Raw genomic sequence first — 15,758 nt, forward strand, 5'->3', positions numbered from 1 at the left:
ATGAGTTTTCCCCTGGATTCCATGCTGGGCGGCGAAGGCAGCCCGCCCAGCGAAAAAGTCTACAAGCGCCAGCCCAAGAAGGCGGCGAAGCCGGCGGCGCCCGTCGCCAGCCCCTTGCGCACGCCCCTGTGGCTGGTCGCGGGTGGCCTGCTTTGGTGCCTGGTCGTGCTCGCGCTGCTGACGCATGACCGCGCCGACTCGGCCTTCAGCATCGCCGGCAACCGCGCGCTCTATGCCAACCGCGTCGGCGCCCTGGGTGCCTGGGTGTCCGATCTGCTGCTGTTCGGTTTCGGCTATTCCTGCTGGTGGTTCGTGCTGGTGGCGCTGCGCGCCTGGCTCGGCAGCCTGGCGGGCTTGCTGCGGGTCGAGGCACCCCAGGTGCTGCCGCCCGAGCAACGCCTGCGTTCGCGCGGTCTCTGGTGGCTGGGCCTGCTGCTCCTGATCGCCGCCAGCTGCACGCTCGAATGGAGCCGTCTCTATGGCTGGGAGGCCCGGCTGCCGGGTCATGCCGGGGGCGTGCTGGGCTACACCCTGGGCCCGCTGAGCATGAAGGCCCTGGGCTTCGCCGGTTCGGGCGTGCTGGCGATCACCGCGCTGCTGACCGGTATCTCGCTGGCGCTGGAGTTCTCCTGGCTGCGCCTGGCCGAGCTGATCGGCACCCGCATCGATGAGTTACGCAACCGCCAGGTGGCCAAGCGTGAGATCAAGGAAGACCAGCGCGTCGGCAAGGCTGCCAAGCGCGAGCGCGAGCAGGTGGTGGAGGTGGAGCGCCAGGTGGTCGAGGAGCACCAGCCCATCGTCATCGAGGCGCCGGTGGTCGAGGTGCCCAAGTCCACGCGCGTGGCCAAGGAGCGCCAGCAGACCCTGTTCACCGACGTCACCGATACCAAGCTGCCGCAGGTGGACCTGCTGGATGCGCCGCCCACGCGGGTGGAGTCGGTCACGCCCGAGTCGCTGGAAATGACCAGCCGCATGATCGAGAAGAAGCTGCGCGACTTCGGCGTCGAGGTGCGCGTGGTGGCGGCCTCGCCCGGCCCGGTGATCACGCGCTACGAGATCGAGCCCGCCACCGGTGTGAAGGGCTCGCAGATCGTCAACCTCGCCAAGGACCTGGCGCGCTCGCTGAGCCTGGTGAGCATCCGTGTGGTCGAGACCATCCCGGGCAAGAATTTCATGGCGCTGGAGCTGCCCAATGCGCGCCGCCAGACCATCCGCTTGTCGGAGATCCTGGGCTCGCAGATCTATGCCGACGCGGCCTCGATGCTGACCATGGCGCTGGGCAAGGACATCATCGGTGCGCCGGTGGTGGCGGATCTGGCCAAGATGCCGCATTGCCTGGTGGCCGGTACCACCGGTTCGGGCAAGTCGGTGGGCATCAACGCGATGATCCTCTCGCTGCTCTACAAGGCCGAGGCGCGCGACGTGCGCCTCATCATGATCGACCCCAAGATGCTGGAAATGAGCGTCTACGAGGGCATCCCGCATCTGCTGGCCCCGGTGGTCACCGACATGAAGCAGGCCGCCAACGCGCTCAACTGGTGCGTGGGCGAGATGGAGCGCCGCTACAAGCTGATGTCCAAGATGGGCGTGCGCAATCTGGCCGGCTACAACAAGAAGATCGACGAGGCCACCGAGCGCGGCGAGAAGATCGGCAACCCCTTCAGTCTCACGCCCGAGGAGCCCGAACCGCTGGAGCGCCTGCCCCACATCGTGGTGGTGATCGACGAGCTCGCCGACCTGATGATGGTGGTGGGCAAGAAGATCGAGGAGCTGATCGCGCGCCTGGCGCAGAAGGCGCGTGCCGCCGGCATCCACCTGATCCTGGCCACCCAGCGGCCCTCGGTGGACGTGATCACCGGCCTGATCAAGGCCAATATTCCGACCCGCCTGTCCTTCCAGGTCAGCTCGAAGATCGACAGCCGCACCATCCTCGACCAGATGGGCGCCGAGGCCTTGCTGGGCATGGGCGACATGCTCTATATGCCCTCGGGCACCGGCCTGCCGATCCGCGTGCACGGCGCCTTCGTCAGCGACGACGAGGTGCACCGCGTGGTGACCTATCTGAAGGAGCAGGGCGGTGAGCCCAACTACATCGAGGGCATTCTGGAAGGTGGCGTGCTGGAAGGCGAGGGCGGTGAACCGCCCGCGCCCGGTGAGGCCAACGGCGAAGCCGACCCGATGTACGACCAGGCGGTGGCCGTGGTGCTGCAGCACCGCCGTGCCTCGATCTCGCTGGTGCAGCGTCATCTGCGCATCGGCTACAACCGCGCCGCGCGCCTGCTGGAGCAGATGGAGAAATCCGGCCTGGTCTCCAGCATGGCCACCAATGGCAACCGCGACCTGATCATCCCCAAGCGAGACGAATGAGATTCACCAAGATACTGCTGGGCGCGGCGCTGCTGCTGGCCAGCCTGGCCGCCCGTGCCGACGCGATCGCCGCGCTGAACGAATTCGCCAGCGCGGCCAAGAGCGGCCGCGCCGTCTTCACCCAGACCGTGCTCTCGCCGGATGGCAAGCGCAAGAAGAGCTCCTCGGGGACCTTCGAGTTCCAGCGCCCCAACCAGTTCCGCTTCGCCTACCTGAAGCCCTTCGAGCAACTGATCGTGGGCGATGGACAGAAGGTCTGGCTGTTCGACCCCGACCTCAACCAGGCCAGCTCGCGCCGCATGAGCCAGGCCCTGGGCGCCACGCCCGCCGCCCTGCTGGCGGGCGGACAGATCGGCCGCGATTTCGAATTCAAGCTGCTGCCCAACGAGCGCGGCCTGGAATGGGTGCAGGCTTTGCCGCGCCAGAGCGATGGCAGCATCCAGGAGCTCAAACTGGGCTTCCGCGGCAAGGAGCTGGCGGCGCTGGAGCTGGTGGACGGCTTCGGTCAGCGCTCCCAGCTGGAGTTCAGCGAGTTGCAGCTGAACGTCAAGCTGGCGGCGGAGCGCTTTCGCTTCGTGCTGCCGGCCGGTGCCGATCTCGTGGAGCAATGACTAACAGTTCAGAGTTGTTCCCCGAGCTGGTGCCGGCATCGGCGCCCGCCGACGCGGCCCTGCCGTCACAGCCCCTGGCCGAGCGCCTGCGTCCGCGCAGCCTGAACGAGGTGATCGGCCAGCAGCATCTGCTGGGCCCCGGCATGCCACTGCGCGTGGCCTTCGAGGCTGGCCGCCTGCATTCGATGATTCTGTGGGGCCCGCCAGGGGTGGGCAAGACCACCCTGGCACGGCTGATGACGCAGGCCTTCGATGCCCAGTTCATCACCATCTCGGCGGTGCTGGGCGGGGTCAAGGAGATCCGCGAGTCGGTGGAGCGCGCACAGGCGGTGGCGGCGCAGGGGCGGCGCACCGTGGTGTTCGTGGACGAGGTGCACCGCTTCAACAAATCGCAGCAGGATGCCTTCCTGCCGCATGTGGAGGCGGGCCTCTTCACCTTCATCGGCGCCACCACCGAGAACCCCAGCTTCGAGGTCAACTCGGCGCTGCTCTCGCGCGCCACCGTGCATGTGCTGAAGGCGCTGGACCAGGGCGAGCTGCTGGACCTGGTGCAGCGCGGCCAGCAGGCGCTGGCCTGCCCGCCCTTCAGCAAGGCCGCGGCCGAGCGCCTGGCAGCCTATGCCGATGGCGACGCGCGCCGCCTGCTGAACGCGGTGGAGGCGGCGGCCAGCCTGGCGCCCAAGGGCGCCAGCGAGATCGACGAGGCGGCGCTGGAGCGCGCCCTGGGCGAGCAATTGCGCCGCTACGACAAGGGCGGCGAACAGTTCTACGACGTCATCTCGGCGCTGCACAAATCGGTGCGCGGCTCCGATCCGGATGCGGCGCTCTACTGGCTGGTGCGCATGCTGGACGGCGGCGTGGATGCGCGCTACATCAGCCGGCGTCTGATACGCATGGCCAGCGAGGACATCGGCCTGGCCGACCCGCGCGCGCTACGCCTGTGCCTGGACGCCGCCGAGACCTACGAGCGCCTGGGCTCGCCCGAGGGCGAGCTGACCCTGGCGCAGGCGGTGATCTATCTGGCCATGGCGCCCAAGTCGAACGCGGCCTACAGCGCCTACAACGCCGTGCGCGCGCTGGTGAAGGGCGATCAGAGCCGCCCCGTGCCCATGCATTTGCGCAATGCGCCCACCAAGCTGATGAAGGGCCTGGGCTATGGCCAGGCTTATCGCTACGCGCATGACCATCCGGGCGGCTTCGTGCCGGGCGAGCAATACCTGCCCGATGGGCTGGAGGGCGAGCGCTTCTACGAGCCGGTGCCGCGCGGCCTGGAAATCCGCATCGGCGAGCGCCTGAGCGAGCTGCGGAGGCTCAATGCCGAGGCTCGGGAACAGGAAAGCTAGCACGCCGGCCCCGCGCCATGTTGCGGGTAAGCACCGACGGGAGTGCGGAATCCCGCACTCCTAGAATCCCTTCAGCCTGCAGGACCAGATGGCACCCGGCCCGCCGACCCTTAGGCGGGCTTTTTTCTGTGCTGTCGAACTGCCAAATGAAAACGGCCTCGCCCTGACCGGCGAGCGAGCCGAACCGGAGAGTGTGTATGGAAACCTTGATCCAGCAGATCATCAACGGGCTGGTGCTCGGTAGCATGTATGCGCTGGTGGCCCTGGGCTACACGATGGTGTACGGCATCATCAACCTCATCAACTTCGCCCATGGCGAGATCCTGATGGTGGGGGCGCTGGTGAGCTGGACCGTGGTCACCGCGCTGGCGGACAGCGGCCTGCCCGGCTGGGCCCTGATGGCCATCGCGCTGGCCTGCGCCATCGTGGTCTGCACGCTCCTGAACTTCCTGGTCGAGAAGATCGCCTACCGGCCGCTGCGCAACGCGCCGCGGCTGGCACCGCTGATCACCGCGATGGGCATGTCGCTGCTCTTGCAGACCCTGGCGATGATCGTCTGGAAGCCCAATCCCAAACCCTTCCCGCTGCTGCTGCCGACCACGCCCTTCGACCTCGGCGGGCCGGTGATCACCGTGACCCAGGTGCTGATCCTGGTGACCACGGTGGTGATCCTGGGCGGCCTGCTGTTCCTGGTGAACCACACCAAGCTGGGCCGCGCGATGCGCGCCACCGCCGAGAACCCGCGCGTGGCCGGCCTGATGGGCGTGAAGCCCGACTTCGTGATCTCGGCCACCTTCGTGATCGGTGCGGCGCTGGCCGCCGTGGCGGGCCTGATGTGGGCGGCCAACTACGGCACGGTGCAGCACTCGATGGGCTTCATGCCCGGCCTGAAGGCCTTCACCGCCGCGGTGCTGGGTGGCATCGGCAACCTCGCCGGCGCGATGCTGGGCGGGGTGGTGCTGGGCCTGATCGAGGCCATCGGTGCCGGCTACCTGGGTGACCTCACCGGCGGCATCCTGGGCAGCCATTACGCCGACATCTTCGCCTTCGTGGCGCTGATCCTGGTGCTGACCCTGCGCCCCTCGGGCCTGCTGGGCGAGCGCGTGGCCGATCGTGCCTGAGCCAAGGAATATGGAGACCGCGATGCAAAAGAACAAGCTCTTCGTTTTCCTGATCTCGGCGGTGGCGCTGCTGATCGTGCCCCTGCTGGCCCAGCAGCTGGGCAACGGCCCGGTGCGCATCATCGACCTGGCCCTGCTCTACGTGATGCTGGCCCTGGGCCTGAACATCGTGGTGGGCTACGCGGGCCTGCTGGACCTGGGCTATGTGGCCTTCTACGCGCTCGGCGCCTATATGTACGCGCTGTTCGCCAGCCCGCACCTGAGCGAGAACTTCGAGTCCTTCCGCGCCATGTTCCCCGACGGCCTGCATTCGCCGCTGTGGCTCATCATTCCGCTGGGGGCAGGTCTTGCCGCCTTCTTCGGCGTGCTGCTGGGCGCCCCTACGCTGAAGCTGCGCGGCGACTATCTGGCCATCGTGACCCTGGGCTTCGGCGAGATCGCGCGCGTCTTTCTCAACAATATGGAGTACCCGGCCAACATCACCAACGGCCCGCGTGGCATCGGCCAGATCGATGCGGTGCGCTTCTTCGGCATCGATCTGGGCAAGGGCCTGGAGGTGTTCGGCTATGCCCTGCCATCGGTGACGCTGTACTACTACCTGTTCCTGGCGCTGGTGATCGGCACCGTGATCATCTGCTACCGCCTCGAGAACTCGCGCATCGGCCGCGCCTGGATGGCGATCCGCGAGGACGAGATCGCCGCCAAGGCGATGGGCATCAACACCCGCAACCTGAAGCTGCTCGCCTTCGGCATGGGCGCCACCTTCGGCGGCGTGGCGGGTTCGATGTTCGCGTCCTTCCAGGGCTTCGTGTCGCCCGAGTCCTTCAGTCTGCAGGAGTCGGTGATGATCGTGGCCATGGTGGTGCTGGGCGGCATCGGCCATATCCCGGGCGTGATCCTGGGTGCGCTCTTGCTGTCGGCGCTGCCCGAGGTGCTGCGCTATGTGGCCGGCCCGCTGCAGGAGATGACCGGCGGCCGCCTGGACGCTGCCATCCTGCGCCAACTGCTGGTGGCGCTGGCGATGATCGGCATCATGCTCTCGCGCCCGCGCGGCCTCTGGCCTTCGCCCGAACATGGCAAGGCCGCACCGCAGCCGGCCCAGAAATAAGCAGAGGGAGCACCCATATGAGCGAAGAATCCGTTCTCAAGGTCGCCGGCGTCTCCAAGCGCTTTGGCGGCCTGCAAGCCCTCTCGGACGTGGGCATCCAGATCAACAAGGGCCAGGTCTATGGCCTGATCGGCCCCAACGGGGCCGGCAAGACCACCTTCTTCAACGTCATCACCGGGCTCTACACGCCCGATGCGGGCACCTTCGAGCTGGGCGGCGCGCCCTATGCGCCGACGGCGGTGCACCAGGTCGCCAAGACCGGCATTGCGCGCACCTTCCAGAACATCCGCCTGTTCGCCGAGATGACGGCGCTGGAGAACGTGATGGTGGGTCGCCATGTGCGCACCGGCTCGGGCCTCATCGGCGCGGTGTTCCGCACCCCTGGCTTCAAGGCCGAAGAGGCCGCGATCGCCAAGCGTGCCCAGGAGCTGCTCGACTACGTGGGCATCGGCAAGTACGCGGAGTTCAAGGCCCGCACCCTGAGCTATGGCGACCAGCGCCGCCTGGAGATCGCGCGCGCCCTGGCCACCGACCCCAAGCTGATCGCGCTGGACGAACCGGCCGCCGGCATGAACGCCACCGAGAAGGTGGTGCTGCGCGAGCTGATCGACCGCATCCGCAACGACGGCCGCACCATCCTCTTGATCGAGCATGACGTCAAGCTGGTGATGGGGCTGTGCGACCGCGTCACCGTGCTGGACTATGGCAAGCAGATTGCCGAAGGCACGCCGGCCGATGTGCAGCGCAACGAGAAGGTGATCGAGGCCTATCTGGGCGCCGGTCACAAGGCCCACTGAGGCAGGACGGACAAGGCAAATGGCAAACGACAACACCCTCCTTAAGGTCACGGGGCTGAAGGTCGCCTACGGCGGCATCCAGGCCGTCAAGGGCGTCAGCTTCGAAGTCAAGCAGGGCGAGCTGGTGAGTCTGATCGGCGCCAACGGCGCCGGCAAGACTACCACCCTCAAGGCCATCACCGGCCTGCAGCCGGTGGCCGAGGGCGAGATCCAGTTCATGGGCCAGAGCATCAAGGGCCAGGGCGCCTGGGACCTGGTCAAGCAGGGCCTGGTGATGGTGCCGGAAGGGCGCGGCACCTTCACCCGCATGACCATCACCGAGAACTTGCAGATGGGCGCCTACATCCGCAACGACAAGGCCGAGATCCTGGCCGATATCGACAAGGTGTTCGGCATCTTCCCGCGCCTGAAGGAGCGTCGCAACCAGCTGGCCGGCACCATGTCGGGCGGCGAGCAGCAGATGCTGGCGATGGGCCGCGCACTGATGGCGCGCCCCAAGGTGCTGCTGATGGACGAACCCTCGATGGGCCTCTCGCCCATCATGGTGGACAAGATCTTCGAGGTGGTGAACGACATCCACGGCCAGGGCGTGACCATCCTGCTGGTGGAGCAGAACGCCAGCCGGGCGCTGGCGGCCGCGAACCGCGGCTATGTGATGGAGAGCGGCATCGTCACCATGACGGGCAATGGCAAGGATTTGCTGAATGACCCGAAAGTACGGGCCGCGTATCTGGGCGAATGAAAAAAAGGCGGCTCCAAGAGCCGCCTTTCTTCATGCGCTGGCCTGCGATCTCAGGCGGGCTTCACCAGCTTGGAGCGTGCCCAGATGTCGGACTCGCGCGCGGGCGTGTTGCCGCTGGCCTTGACGCGGCCCAGCAGCTCTTCCACGCGGCCGGCGATCCTGCTGACCTCGGCCATCACTGCCTGCTCTTCGCCCTCGTTGCGGTACTCGCGTGCCACGCTGATGATGCCGCCGGCATTCACCAGATAGTCCGGCAGGTAGAGGATGCCACGGGCCTGCAGCGCGTCGCCATCGGCGGCGGTGGCCAGCTGGTTGTTGGCGGCGCCGGCGATCAGCTTGGCGCGGATCTGCGGCACGCTGCCCAGGTTCAGCACCGCGCCCAGGGCGCAAGGGGCCAGCACGTCGACATCGGCGGTCAGGATCTCGTGCACGCTGACGGCTTGTGCACCGAACAGCTCCTGTGCGCGCGCCACCTTGGCGGCGTCCACATCGGCCACCACCAGCTTGGCGCCGGCCTTGTGCAGGAACTCGGCCAGATGCCAGCCCACCGCGCCCAGGCCCTGCAGGGCCACGCGCACGCCGTCCAGCGAGGCGCGCTGCAGATGCAGGCGCACGCCGGCTTCGATCGAGACGAACACGCCCCAGGCCGTCTTGGGGCTGGGGTCGCCACCGAAGGCGCCGGCGCGCGGGATGCCGCTCACGTATTGCGTGTGTGCCTGCATGCCCAGCATGTCGGCGGTGGTGGTGCCGACGTCTTCGGCGGTGATGTAGGCGCCGTCCAGCGACTGCACGGCACGGCCGAAGGCGGCGAACAGGGCGGCGCGGTCGAACTGGCCGGCCGGCTTGATGATCACGGCCTTGCCGCCGCCGAAGGGCAGATCGGCCAGGGCGTTCTTCAGGCTCATGCCTTGCGAGAGGCGCAGCGCGTCGTTCAGCGCGGCGAGTTCGTTGTCATAGCTCCAGAAGCGGCAGCCGCCGAAAGCGGGGCCGCGGGCGGTGCTGTGCACGGCCAGGATGGCCTTCAGACCGGTCTGCTCATCGGCGGCCAGCAGCACACGTTCGTGCGGGGCTTGATCGGGCAGGCCGAACAGCGAGCTGGGAAGGGAGGAGGGGGCTGCCTCGCTGAGGGCGCGGGCGAGATCGGACGAGCGGTCGAAAGGAGCGTTCATGGCGTTTGCACTTGTGATGCCGAAAAAAAGCACCCGGCTTGGCGGGTGCCTGCGTGCGGGCTTGTGGCCCGAGGCTCGCAGTTTACGGCCTGCGCCGCGCCTTGTGCCACGGCCGGCTCAGCGCATCTGGCATGGCGTGATGCCTGCCACGCATCAGGGATCCATCAGGGATCTTGAAAGCCGCCGCGCCTGAGCGTCACCACCAGGGTGTCGCGATAGCCATGCTCGGCCACTGGCTGGATCGGCGTGGTCTCATGGATCACGCGCTCGTCGTCCAGCAGCAGCAGGGTCCAGGGCTCGCTCATGGTGAAACGCTGGCCGCGCGGGCCGCTGGCCTCGAACACGCGCGATTCACCGCCCTTGATGCTAGCGCGGCCCACCAGGAACACCGCCACCAGGTCCACGCCATCGCGGTGCGCGCCCTCGGGCGTGGGCCGGCCGATGCCGTCGGTGGTGTCGATGCGGAACTGGTGCGCCTCGGCATACCAGGGCTGCGCGCCGCGCAGGCGGTCGGCCGCGGCGGCCAGGGCCAGCAGCAGCTTGGGCCAGATGGGCAGGGCGGTGGCGGCCTGCGCCATCGGCTCGAACCAGCGCTCGAGCCCGCCGTGCAGGGCGTTGTAGTCCAGCGGCTGCCAGTGGGCGCGGTGCGGCACCTGCTGCACCGGCTCGGCAGCGCGGCTGTCCAGCACAAAGCTGCCGTGGCGGCGGAAGCGGTAGCGCCCGCCGTCGCGCAGGTACAGGTCGGGCGGCAGATCGTTCCAGAACGGCGCCAGCGCGGCCAGCTCGGCCTCCTCGCAGCCCAGCCAGTGGCGCAGGCTTTCGGGTGCCATCACGGCCGAACCCTGCTCGCGCAACTGCTGCTCGAACTGGGCGGCGCTGGAATAGGGCGGGCTGAAATGCTGCATGGCGGCGGTTCCTGGTTGAGAGGGGCGGCCGGGGTCAGGCCTTGCCTTGCTTGTCCAGCTCGGAGGTGAAGGCGTCGGCGTAGAACTCCTCGGCGGGCAGGCCGGCCTTGGCGACGAAGTCCGCCTGGGCCGACTCCACCATGATGGGCGCGCCGCAGGCATAGACCTGGTGGCCGCTGAGGTCGGGCAGGTCGGCCAGCACGGCCTGGTGCACGAAGCCGGTGCGGCCACTCCAGCCGTCCTCGGGCCTGGGCTCGGAAAGCACTGGCACATAGCGGAGCTGCGGCATGCTGGCGGCGGCCTGCAGGGCCCAGTCGTGCAGATAGAGGTCGGCCTTGCTGCGGCAGCCCCAGTAGAGGGTGGTGGGGCGGCTGAATCCGGCACTCTGCCCCAGATGCTGCAGTCGCTCGATGATGGCCTTGATGGGTGCGAAGCCGGTGCCGCTGGCCAGCAGCACGATGGGCTTGTCGCTGTCCTCGCGCAGGAAGAAGCTGCCGAACGGCCCTTCCATGCGCAGGATGTCTTTTTCCTTCATCGCGCCGAACACATGGTCGGTGAACTTGCCGCCCGGCATGTGGCGCACATGCAGCTCGATCGCCGGCGGCGTGCCCAGGTTGCTGGGCGCGTTGGCCATCGAATAGCTGCGGCGTGCGCCATCGCGCAGGATGAATTCCACATACTGGCCGGCGTGGAACTGGAAGTTCTGGTTGGCCGGCAGTTGCAGGCGCAGCAGCGCCACGTCGGGCGCGGGCTTGGCGATGCTGATGACGCGGCTGGGCAGCTTGAGCACCGCGAACTCGCCCGCGCCCGGCACGGTGCGCGCTTCCAGCACGCAATCGGTCTGCGGCGTGGCACAGCAGGTCAGCACGAAGCCGGCGGCCTCCTCGGCCTCGGTGAGGGTCTTGGCCTGGTGCGCGCCGTGGATCACCCTGCCCTCCAGCAAGCGGCTCTTGCAGGAGCCGCAGGCGCCGTCCTTGCAGCCATAGGGCAGGCCCACGCCCTGGCGGATGGCCGCGCCGAGCAGGGTTTCATCGCGTTCGACCGAAAACTCGCGGCCGCTGGGCTGCACGGTGACCTGGAAATTCATGGTGTGGATGGCTGGGCTCAATAAAAACTCGGCCCGCGAGGTGCATCGCGGGCCGTGGCGACCGATAAACTCAGGCGCCATTTTGCCTGACGATCACCCATGCCCACTTTGCACGCGCGCCGGCCCCGCCTCCTCATCGTCGGCTGCGGCGACGTCGGCCTGCGCGTGCTGCGCGAGCTGCACGGGCGCCTGCCCGTGCTGGCGCTGAGCTCCAGCCCGGCACGCGCCCAGGCGCTGCGCGCGGCCGGCGCCTTGCCCCTGCTGGGCAATCTGGACGACCCCGCCAGCCTGGCGCGCCTGGCCGGCCTGGCCGACTGGGTGCTGCACCTGGCGCCACCCGCCGCCCAGGGCGCGGAGGACCGGCGCACCCTCAATCTGCTGCGCGCGCTGGCGCGCTCGCCGCGCACCACGCGCCTGGTCTATGCCAGCACCACCGGCGTGTACGGCGATTGCGCGGGCGCGCGCTTCGACGAGACCCGCAGCCCCAGGCCCGCCACCGACCGCGCGCGGCGCCGCGTCGATGCCGAGCAGCGGCTGCGCTGGTTCGGCGCCAGCCTGGGTGTGCGCGTGAGCATCCTGCGCGTGCCCGGCATCTACGCCTGGGATCGCGAGGGCGGCCATCCGCGCGAACGCCTGGCCAAGGGCGCACCGGTGCTGCGGCGTGAGGACGATGTCTACACCAACCACATCCATGCCGACGACCTGGCGCGCGCCTGCCTGGCGGCGCTGGCGCGCGGCAAGCCGCAGCGCATCGTGCATGCCTGCGACGACAGCGAACTGCTGATGGGCGACTACTTCGACCTGGCGGCCGAGCTGTGCGGCCTGCCGCGGCCGCCGCGCATCAGCCGCGAGCAGGCGCGGGAGCAGATGTCGCCCATGCAGCTGAGTTTCATGGGCGAATCGCGCCGCCTCGACAACGGGCGGCTCAAGCGCGAGCTGCGCCTGCGGCTGCGCCACCCCGAGGTCAATACCGGCCTGCTGGCCGGCGCCTGATCAGCGGCGGCGCGCGCCGCGCCAGTAGTTCATCATCAGCCAGGCGCCCAGCATGCCGCCCAGGTGGGCGAAGTGGGCGATGCCGCTGCTGCCCATCAGGCCGAGGAAGAGTTCCAGCCCGCCGAACAGCGCGACGAAGTACTTGGCCTTCATCGGGATGGGCGGGAACAGCGGCATGATGATGCGGTCCGGGAAGATCATGCCGAAGGACAGCAGCAGGCCGAACAACGCACCCGACGCACCCACGGTGGGCGAGCGCGAGCCGATCAGCAGGGTGAAGATGAGCTGGGCCGCGGCAGCGGTGAGCGTGCTGGCGATCAGCAGGTGCGCATAGCGCTTGCTGCCCCAGACGCGCTCCAGCTCCGAGCCGAACATCCACAGGCCCAGCATGTTGAAGAACAGGTGCCAGACATCACCATGCAGGAAGGCATAACTGAGTGGCTGCCAGGGCATGAACAGGCCCGTGCTCAGGGGCCATAGCGCGAAGTAGACCTCGAACTGCGGCGGCAGCAGCGTGAACAGGCAGAACAGGCCCACACAAGCCAGCATGAAGGCCTTGGTAACCGATGGGATAGGGGACATGAAGCTCGACTCTGTTGTGGTGCTCTGGCGCGGTGGCAACCGCGCTGAGGGCCAGAGTGTAGGGGCAGGAGATACCCCGGCAAGAACGTATGCATCATGTGTTTCTGGTGGTGCCCGGGGCCGGACTCGAACCGGCACACCTTGCGGCGGGGGATTTTGAGTCCCCTGCGTCTACCGATTTCGCCACCCGGGCCAGAAACCATGCATCGCTGCGTGAGCCGCGGATTATGCCATGCAAACTTTGGCGCCGGCTGAGACAATCCGCCCATGAGCGAAAAGACCTACCCCAGCCTTGAAGACGTCATCGGCAACACTCCCCTGGTGCGCTTGCAGCGCGTGCTGGGGTCAGATCTTGCCTCCCGCGGCAACGTGCTGCTGGCCAAGCTGGAGGGCAACAACCCGGCCGGTTCGGTGAAGGACCGCCCCGCCATCAGCATGATCCGGCGCGCCGAGGAGCGGGGCGAGATCAAGCCGGGCGACACCCTGATCGAGGCCACCTCCGGCAACACCGGCATCGCGCTGGCGATGGCCGCGGCGATGCGCGGCTACCGCATGCTGCTGATCATGCCCGAGGACCTCTCGATCGAGCGCGCCCAGACCATGAAGGCCTTCGGCGCCGAGCTGATCCTCACGCCGCGCTCGGGCGGCATGGAATATGCCCGCGACCTGGCCGAGCAGATGCAGCGCGACGGCAAGGGCCGCGTGCTGGACCAGTTCGGCAACGAGGACAACCCGCGCATCCATTACGAGACCACCGGCCCCGAGATCTGGCGCGACACCGGCGGCGAGATCACCCACTTCGTCAGCGCCATGGGCACCACCGGCACCATCACCGGCACCTCGCGCTTTCTGAAGGAGCAGAACGCCGGAATCCGCATCGTCGGCGCCCAGCCGGCCGAGGGCTCGCGCATCCCGGGCATTCGCAAATGGCCCGAGGCCTATATGCCGCGCATCTACAAGCCCGAGACGGTGGACGAGCTGGTGCTGGTGAGCCAGTCCGACGCCGAGGAGATGGCGCGCCGGCTGGCGCGCGAGGAGGGCCTGTTTGCCGGCATCTCGGCCGCGGGCGCCTGCTGGGTGGCGCTGCAGCTGGCGCGCACGCTGGAGAACGCCACCATCGTCTTCATCGTCTGCGATCGCGGCGATCGCTACCTCTCCACCGGCGTGTTCCCTGCCTGAGCCGCGCGGTGAGCCAACTGCCCGCCTACCGCTTCTGCCCGCTCTGCGCGAGCGAGCTGCGCTGGCGCACCGAGCTGGAAGACGGTGGGCCCAAATCGAGGCTGCGCTGCAGCAGCTGCGACTTCACGCATTGGAACAACCCGACCCCGGTGCTGGCCGCGGTGGTGGAATGCGTGGACCGCGAGGGTCAGGTCTTGCTGGCGCGCAACGCGGCCTGGCCGGGGCGCCTCTTCGGCCTCATCACCGGCTTCATGGAGGCGGGCGAATCACCCGAGCAGGGGCTCAGGCGCGAGGTGATGGAGGAGACCGCGCTGCAGGTCGAGTCGCTGGACCTGATCGGCGTCTACGACTTCCAGCCCATGAACCAGGTGATCATTGCCTACCATGTGGCGGCGCGTGGCGAGATCCGCCTGTCGCCCGAGCTGGCCGAAGCCAAGCTGCTGGCACCGCAGAAGCTCAAATGCTGGCCCGCCGGCACCGGCCAGGCGCTGGCGCAATGGTTGCGCTCGCGCGGCATCGAACCCCAGTGGTTCGAGCCGGGGCCGGCCTAGAATCCCTTGCAACCCGAGGACGAGACATGGACGTACACAAGGAACTGGACACGCGCGGCCTGAACTGCCCGCTGCCCATACTCAAGGCCAAGAAGGCCCTGGCGGAGATGGAGAGCGGTCAGTTGCTGAAGGTGTTCTCCACCGACCCGGGCTCGACGCGCGACTTCCAGGCCTTTGCGCGCCAGACCGGCAACGAGCTGGTCGAGCAGAGCAGCCAGGCCGACGAGTTCGTGCACGTGCTGCGGCGCCGCTAGAGCGGCGCCAAACCCTCACAACCCTCAGATATCGAGGCTCTTCAGATAGGCGCGGAAGCCGGGACCCAGGTCGGGGTGGGCAAGCGCCAGTTCCACATTGGCCTGCAGGAAGCCTTCCTTGCTGCCGCAGTCGTAGCGCTTGCCGTCATAGCGGTAGGCGAACACCTTCTCGCGGCGCAGCAGGCCGGCGATGCCGTCGGTGAGCTGGATCTCGCCGCCCACGCCGCGCGGCTGGCTGGCGATCTCGTGGAACACCCCGGGCGTGAGGATGTAGCGGCCGGCCACGCCCAAGCGTGAGGGCGCCACCTCGGGCGCGGGCTTCTCGACGATGCGGCTCACGTCCATCAGCTTGTCGTTCACCGGCGTGCCGGCCACGATGCCATAGCGGCGCGTGTGCTCGGCCGGCACCTCCTGCACCGCCAGGATGGAGGCGCGCCATTCGGCGTACTGTTCCACCATCTGCTTGAGCACGGGAGGCTCTCCCACCATCAGGTCGTCGGCCAGCAGCACGGCGAAGGGCTCGTTGCCGACGAGTCGCTGACCGCACAAGACCGCATGGCCCAAGCCCAGCGCCTGGGCCTGGCGCACATAGATGCACTCCATGTCGTCGGGCTTGACGCTGCGCACCACCTCGAGCAGCTCCTTCTTACCCGCCTGTTCAAGGGCTATCTCGAGCTCGAAAGTCATGTCAAAGTGATCTTCGATGGGGCGCTTGTGGCGGCCCGTCACAAAAATCATTTCGCGTACGCCGGCGGCATAGGCTTCTTCCACCGCGTACTGAATGAGGGGCTTGTCCACCACGGGCAGCATTTCCTTGGGCTGGGCCTTGGTGGCCGGCAGGAAGCGCGTGCCAAGACCTGCAACAGGGAAGATCGCTTTCGTGACTTTCATATCCGTACACTCTCCGGTTTGCGTTGGCGCGCATTGTGGCATTGCCGCATAGCCGTGC

16 protein-coding genes and 1 tRNA gene are annotated in these 15,758 nt (G+C 67.9%); 11 read left to right on the forward strand and 6 right to left on the reverse strand.

Annotated elements, in window-relative coordinates:
* The 7 genes from PFX98_RS18185 (at position 1) to PFX98_RS18215 (ending at position 8,089) form a co-directional block, all read left to right on the forward strand.
* Complete coding sequence (locus PFX98_RS18185) at positions 1-2,367, forward strand: DNA translocase FtsK (protein ID WP_285231906.1); 2,367 nt, start codon at positions 1-3, stop codon at positions 2,365-2,367.
* The gene (gene lolA / locus PFX98_RS18190; RefSeq protein WP_285231907.1) at positions 2,364-2,978 is read left to right on the forward strand and encodes an outer membrane lipoprotein periplasmic chaperone LolA; all 615 of its coding nucleotides are present in this window, start codon (positions 2,364-2,366) and stop codon (positions 2,976-2,978) included. Before PFX98_RS18185 ends, lolA begins: the two co-directional genes overlap by 4 nt.
* A complete protein-coding gene (locus PFX98_RS18195; protein ID WP_285231908.1) occupies positions 2,975-4,321 on the forward strand; it encodes a replication-associated recombination protein A in 1,347 nt (448 codons plus the stop codon). The genes lolA and PFX98_RS18195 overlap by 4 nt, the downstream gene beginning before the upstream one ends.
* A 197-nt stretch (positions 4,322-4,518) precedes the next feature.
* Complete coding sequence (locus PFX98_RS18200) at positions 4,519-5,442, forward strand: branched-chain amino acid ABC transporter permease (RefSeq protein ID WP_285231909.1); 924 nt, start codon at positions 4,519-4,521, stop codon at positions 5,440-5,442.
* A gap of 22 nt (positions 5,443-5,464) precedes the next feature.
* The gene (locus PFX98_RS18205; protein ID WP_285231910.1) at positions 5,465-6,550 is read left to right on the forward strand and encodes an ABC transporter permease subunit; all 1,086 of its coding nucleotides are present in this window, start codon (positions 5,465-5,467) and stop codon (positions 6,548-6,550) included.
* 17 nt (positions 6,551-6,567) lie between these two features.
* On the forward strand, positions 6,568-7,347 hold the full coding sequence (locus PFX98_RS18210) for an ABC transporter ATP-binding protein (protein WP_285231911.1): 780 nt from the start codon (positions 6,568-6,570) through the stop codon (positions 7,345-7,347).
* Positions 7,348-7,366: 19 nt separating this feature from the next.
* Entirely contained in the window at positions 7,367-8,089 is a 723-nt protein-coding gene (locus PFX98_RS18215) for an ABC transporter ATP-binding protein (RefSeq protein ID WP_285231912.1), read from the forward strand.
* 50 nt (positions 8,090-8,139) lie between these two features.
* On the opposite strand, the gene PFX98_RS18220 is transcribed toward PFX98_RS18215, so the two are convergent.
* The 3 genes from PFX98_RS18220 to PFX98_RS18230 form a co-directional block, all read right to left on the reverse strand.
* The gene (locus tag PFX98_RS18220; protein WP_285231913.1) at positions 8,140-9,258 is read right to left on the reverse strand and encodes a Glu/Leu/Phe/Val family dehydrogenase; all 1,119 of its coding nucleotides are present in this window, start codon (positions 9,256-9,258) and stop codon (positions 8,140-8,142) included.
* Between the two features lie 164 nt (positions 9,259-9,422).
* The gene (locus PFX98_RS18225; protein ID WP_285231914.1) at positions 9,423-10,163 is read right to left on the reverse strand and encodes a 2OG-Fe dioxygenase family protein; all 741 of its coding nucleotides are present in this window, start codon (positions 10,161-10,163) and stop codon (positions 9,423-9,425) included.
* A 34-nt stretch (positions 10,164-10,197) separates the two neighbouring features.
* The gene (locus PFX98_RS18230; protein WP_285231915.1) at positions 10,198-11,250 is read right to left on the reverse strand and encodes a CDP-6-deoxy-delta-3,4-glucoseen reductase; all 1,053 of its coding nucleotides are present in this window, start codon (positions 11,248-11,250) and stop codon (positions 10,198-10,200) included.
* Positions 11,251-11,349: 99 nt separating this feature from the next.
* Between PFX98_RS18230 and PFX98_RS18235 the strand changes: the two genes are divergently transcribed.
* Positions 11,350-12,243 carry an NAD-dependent epimerase/dehydratase family protein gene (locus PFX98_RS18235; protein ID WP_285231916.1) on the forward strand — a complete coding sequence of 298 codons (894 nt, stop codon included), beginning with the start codon at positions 11,350-11,352 and terminating at the stop codon, positions 12,241-12,243.
* Here PFX98_RS18235 and PFX98_RS18240 read toward each other — a convergent pair whose 3' ends face one another.
* Both PFX98_RS18240 and PFX98_RS18245 read right to left on the reverse strand, forming a co-directional pair.
* Positions 12,244-12,825: a rhomboid family intramembrane serine protease gene (locus PFX98_RS18240; protein WP_285231917.1), complete on the reverse strand. Its 582-nt coding sequence runs from the start codon at positions 12,823-12,825 to the stop codon at positions 12,244-12,246.
* Positions 12,826-12,933: 108 nt separating this feature from the next.
* Positions 12,934-13,018: transfer RNA gene (locus tag PFX98_RS18245), tRNA-Leu, on the reverse strand.
* A gap of 74 nt (positions 13,019-13,092) precedes the next feature.
* On the opposite strand from PFX98_RS18245, the gene cysM reads away from it, so the two are divergent.
* Genes cysM through PFX98_RS18260 form a run of 3 tightly spaced genes read left to right on the forward strand, consistent with a single transcriptional unit; the run spans position 13,093 to position 14,809 of the window.
* Positions 13,093-14,004: a cysteine synthase CysM gene (gene cysM, locus PFX98_RS18250; RefSeq protein WP_285231918.1), complete on the forward strand. Its 912-nt coding sequence runs from the start codon at positions 13,093-13,095 to the stop codon at positions 14,002-14,004.
* An 8-nt stretch (positions 14,005-14,012) separates the two neighbouring features.
* Positions 14,013-14,555 (forward strand): NUDIX domain-containing protein, encoded by a 543-nt coding sequence (locus PFX98_RS18255; RefSeq protein ID WP_425334622.1) that lies wholly within the window; start codon positions 14,013-14,015, stop codon positions 14,553-14,555.
* A 26-nt stretch (positions 14,556-14,581) separates the two neighbouring features.
* The gene (locus PFX98_RS18260; RefSeq protein WP_285231919.1) at positions 14,582-14,809 is read left to right on the forward strand and encodes a sulfurtransferase TusA family protein; all 228 of its coding nucleotides are present in this window, start codon (positions 14,582-14,584) and stop codon (positions 14,807-14,809) included.
* Between the two features lie 24 nt (positions 14,810-14,833).
* Here the strand turns inward: PFX98_RS18260 and galU are convergent, their stop codons facing one another.
* Positions 14,834-15,700, reverse strand: a complete 867-nt coding sequence (gene galU / locus PFX98_RS18265; protein ID WP_285231920.1) for a UTP--glucose-1-phosphate uridylyltransferase GalU — start codon at positions 15,698-15,700, stop codon at positions 14,834-14,836.
* Positions 15,701-15,758: the final 58 nt, after the last annotated feature.

Source organism: Paucibacter sediminis, assembly GCF_030254645.1.
In the GTDB taxonomy this organism is placed as follows: Bacteria; Pseudomonadota; Gammaproteobacteria; order Burkholderiales; family Burkholderiaceae_C; genus Paucibacter_B; species Paucibacter_B sediminis.